The organism is Pseudovibrio sp. WM33 (assembly GCF_001623165.1).
Taxonomy (GTDB): domain Bacteria; phylum Pseudomonadota; class Alphaproteobacteria; order Rhizobiales; family Stappiaceae; genus Pseudovibrio.
In genome coordinates, this window is record NZ_LMCK01000051.1 from 1 (window position 1) to 4,618 (window position 4,618).

The 4,618-nt window shown below is 47.1% G+C and carries 4 protein-coding genes; 1 reads left to right on the forward strand and 3 read right to left on the reverse strand.

Annotated features, from left to right (window positions below):
• Positions 1-110: 110 nt before the first annotated feature.
• From PsWM33_RS09690 to PsWM33_RS28000, 3 genes are read right to left on the reverse strand one after another with little or no spacing between them, the layout of a single operon-like run.
• Positions 111-488, reverse strand: a complete 378-nt coding sequence (locus PsWM33_RS09690) for a hypothetical protein (RefSeq protein ID WP_063300083.1) — start codon at positions 486-488, stop codon at positions 111-113.
• A gap of 51 nt (positions 489-539) precedes the next feature.
• Complete coding sequence (locus tag PsWM33_RS27995) at positions 540-986, reverse strand: hypothetical protein (protein ID WP_208994495.1); 447 nt, start codon at positions 984-986, stop codon at positions 540-542.
• 30 nt (positions 987-1,016) lie between these two features.
• A complete protein-coding gene (locus tag PsWM33_RS28000) occupies positions 1,017-1,436 on the reverse strand; it encodes a hypothetical protein (RefSeq protein WP_208994496.1) in 420 nt (139 codons plus the stop codon).
• Positions 1,437-2,030: 594 nt separating this feature from the next.
• On the opposite strand from PsWM33_RS28000, the gene PsWM33_RS09700 reads away from it, so the two are divergent.
• Positions 2,031-4,618 (forward strand): VCBS domain-containing protein (locus PsWM33_RS09700; protein WP_193778385.1); only part of this gene is annotated, 2,588 nt, incomplete at its 3' end.

A 4,618-nucleotide genomic window follows, 5' to 3' on the forward strand; every position in this document is an offset into this window, starting at 1 on the left:
ACATGAACATAAACATCAAGCCCTTGCGAAAACCACATAGGCGCTTGCACCGTGGTCTCGAACTACCCGTAGACAACGAAAAGCCCAGGAAGGACCCGTATGCGTCATGGTTACTTGGTAAACGACTGGCTGACGAGCTTCATAGTCTGTCTTTCCAAAACTGAAAGGAAGCCCTCCCAATGATAAAGGACAATATGTCCGTCCTTTTCATAGACATTCATGACGCAGCTCGCGTTAGGCTCATTAAGACTTTCCTGAAAACGAACTGATACTGCATTTTGTTGAAAGTTATGGATCGGATAAAGAAGCAAAGCGCATTCACAACTCTTCAAGGTGAAGTTCAAGAAGCCCTTTTTGAGCAATATCGTCGCGGAGTCATCTAAGTACAGACTTAGTGTGCCGAACTCGATGCTCATTACTTCACGCAGATCCGAACCAGAGATGCCTTCAATAATCGCTTCTGTTGCTGGGATCAGCAAATCACTCATGAGCCCCTCAATACAAGTTTCTTAAAACATACCTGTTCGATAACATCACCCCTAGATCACATCCAGATAAATCAACCGCCTTGAACCTGTAGCTTTCTTGGTTACCTGTATTCGCTTCTGCCTCAACAGCGGAGCTGTCCGATCCACCGCATTGCCAAGTGCATTCACCTTTGTCGGCCAAAAACGTGAGGATCTGATCTGGTCACTCACAATCATGTTGAGCTCTGCCAGCAGCTCAGTTGCCGTACCCACCCAGCTCTCACCACCTTGCCGAACCATGAGAAACTCATGAAGTGCCACCGCAACCGGATCGCCTTCACAAACAGCTTCCGCCGTGCCACGCCGGTTGCTCTCATTAGCTTCCAGAAACTCACCCTCCTCCCAACCAAGCCCGGAAGGCGCAGCAACCATCAAACGCGCAAAGTCTGCCATACGTGAGTGGCGGTCCAAACGCACACTCTCAATGTTACGAATGGCTACGCTCAATGCATCCAACATAACGCCAAACACACGCGGTTTGAGCTGCTCTCATTCTTGCCAGAACAACTCTTCCGGTTGACGGCCCGCCTCATTAATCCGCTTGAGACGAACAGAAAGCGCCCGCTCTGCCAAATTAGTCCGCTCAGTCAACGCAGGAATGCCATTAAGCAGCACAGGCCTCGCCCTCTGAAACCAATAGGCATCGCCATCCGTGTGCAGCTTGCGAGAGATAAACCCACTCCCCGTCGCCATCCGACAAATCGCATCAGACAACCAGCCTTCCATTTTCGAGACATTATCGAAGTTGAGCACATGCCCGTTTTGCGCCATCACCATAAGGTCACGCTCATCCTTGGGAAGAGAGGACGCAGAAACCGCACAGGGATCGGTAATCGACCGCAACAGTCGCGCCATGGTGCTCTTACCGCTGCCTTGCTCCCAACCTTTCCCCTTTTGTGAGGAGGTCATTCTTGTATCTTCGCCGCATTTGATCCACTGGAGATCTGATGCAAACATGTTGCGTTAGCAACTGCTCTTCAGAACTTACAGTGTTTTTTCCTTCAACGACGACAGCAACTGTAGAGGGACTGCAAAAATATTATCAACTATAGATTGCAAATAAAATTTCCTGAACATTTCTAATGCTAGAAGATTACTAATGCCTGCCTGAATACATTAGAAGTTCGATTTCAGAGCATTAAGCCCAGTTGTTTCAAATATTCGAGAGGGTGTAATCGGATCGCAACAGTGTACAAGTCCGGTACGTACAGAAGAGGTTATTAGTCTTCCGGAGACTATTAAATATCATGAAAAATCAAATAGATCACCTCATAAATGCACCATGAAACTGGACATATTGATAGGTGCTTTTGATAACCCGTGATTTTGATGCCATTGGTGTGGGGCACTCCATTTAACCTCGGGGTTCTCGATGCGTGATTTTCTTTCATTGATTTGATCACCTGAAATCACTTTGAGTAAATTGAGAATTAAATCCAATTTGATATCGGATTTCCTACATGAAAGCGTCTCGGAGAATTTATTGATTTCTTTGAGGTTAGCATGTCTGATTCTGTTTCTTCCAATAATGCACCTATGTTTGGTCCTGTTGAGGCGATTACTTCATCAGAGCTTCTGCTTGACGGGAACGGCACGTTCCTAGACGGGTTTGGCTCTGCTTTTGATGTTAATGGCCTTGGTACAGTCGTTATTGGTGCACCAAATGAGTTGGGGCCTGACAAATCGGCGGTGTTAGTTCGTCAACCCGATGGCCAAGGTGGTTATATTGAAACGAAGCTTACGCTGCCTGATAGTGCTAGCCAGAATAGTCCGCAGATAACTGTTGCGATTAATGATTCCGGTGTCGTCGTGGTAGGTGAAAAAGTCGATGGCCTGGGTGGAGCGTTGTATGTTTATCTTCCTGACGAGAGTGGAACCTATGGAGAGCCTGTAAAGCTCAGTGATGAAAGCGGCGTTATAAGTGAGTTTGGCAGTTCTGTTGCGATACGCAATGATGGGACAATTATTACAGGTGCTCCTCATGCTGTTGATAGTGGCATGGAACCATCAGGCGTAGTTCAAATCTTTACTCTGAATGCTGACGGAGAATATGTTGCAGAAGTAATAGAAGCGCTGGATGCTGCTTCGGATGCTTCTTTTGGGCAGTCTGTAAGCATTAACAGCTCAGGGCTAATGGTGGTGGGAGCTCCTGCGGATGACGGTAATAGCCCGAAAAGTGGTGCCATTTACGTTTATCAAGAAAATGATAACGGTCTCTATGATACTCCAACAAAGCTCATGTTGCCGGATGGGAATACTGGTGATCAGTTTGGCAATTCTGTAAGTGTAAACGACCAAGGAGTGATTGTTGTTGGTGCAAAGGGTGCTGATGCTGATCTTTATGATTCAGGATCAGCTTATGTCTATGTCCCGTCAGAAAATGGCGAGTATGGTGATCCTATTGAGTTGCCAATGGAAGGTGCTGCACTTTTGGACAGAGCAGGAACCTCGATTGCAATCGGAAATGATGGTGTAATTGTTGTTGGTGCAGAGCCGCGCTTTGACACCAAAGGTTTTGCTTATGTATTTACGCCAGATGAAGAAGGTGGATATATTTCTAACAAGCTTGTAGCTCCAGATGCAGCTGCGGGTGACGCTTTTGGAAAATTTGTCGCTGTTGGTAATGATGGAATCATTTACATTGGAACGCCGGGCAGTGATAAAACAGCAGCCGAAGCAGGCGCTGTTTATGCCTTCAAACGGGATGTTCTTGGGAATTATGTTCATCTTTCCAATGAGTTAGCCCTCCTGGAGAGTGCTGATAACTCAATAATTACCGACAGTTTAGAACTGGCATTTTCTGATGCGGATATAGCCGATGCCGAACACAGCGCGACTGTTTCGTCCGTCAGTTTCACCGGTGTTGCTACCGGACTTTCTTCTCTAAGTAATTCTGAGCTTGCTACTTTGCTTAAGGTGACAGGCGTTACTTCTTCAGAAAGCAGTGTAGATGGCCGTATCAATCTGACATTCGAGGCAGCGTCAACGGTGTTTGACTATCTGGCTACAGATGAGCAGATTACACTTACCTTCACGGTGGAACTTACTGATGCAGCCGGTGGCACGGCTACACACCCTGTAGTTGTAACCGTCGTTGGGACAAATGATGACCCAGTCGTATCAGATATTGCAGCGTCTACTTCAGAGGAAAGCTTTCTGGAGATTTCACCTGATTATGTAGATCCTGACCATTCCGATATACACACGATTACATTTGATGCGTCTGAAACAACAGGTGAAGTGACTTTTGCCGATGGCAAGTTCCACTATGATCCAAACGGCCAGTTTGATGAGTTAGGAGCTGGCGAGACGGCAACGGACACGTTCACCTACACGATCGATGATGGCAATGGCGGTGTGATCACCAAGACCGTGACGGTGACGATCAACGGCACCAATGATGTGCCTGTTGTGAACGACATCGACATCACAGTTGTGCAGAACACCAACGTGGTGATCATCAACGCTGATTTTAGCGATGTTGATGTGAACGACACCCACATCATCACAATTGACAACAGCACCACGGTTGGTGTTGTGATCAACAATGGTGATGGCACGTTCTCTTATGATTGCGGTGATGCGTTTATCCATCTGAGCGTTGGCGAGACGGCAACGGACACATTCACCTACACGATCGATGATGGCAATGGCGGTGTGATCACCAAGACCGTGACGGTGACGATCAACGGTACCAATGATGTGCCTGTTGTGAACGACATTGACATCACAGTTGTACAGAACACCAATGTTGTGATCATCAACGCTGACTTTAGCGATGTTGATGTGAATGACACCCACATCATCACGATCGACAACAGCACCACGGTTGGTGTTGTGATCAACAATGGTGATGGCACGTTCTCTTATGATTGCGGTGATGCGTTCATCCATCTGAGCGTTGGCGAGACAGCAACCGACACGTTCACCTACACGATCGATGACGGCAATGGCGGTGTGATCACCAAAACTGTGACGGTAACGATCAACGGCACCAATGATGTGCCAGTTGTGAACGACATCGACATCACAGTTGTACAGAACACCAATATTGTCATCATCAACGCTGACTTTAGCGATGTTGATGTGAA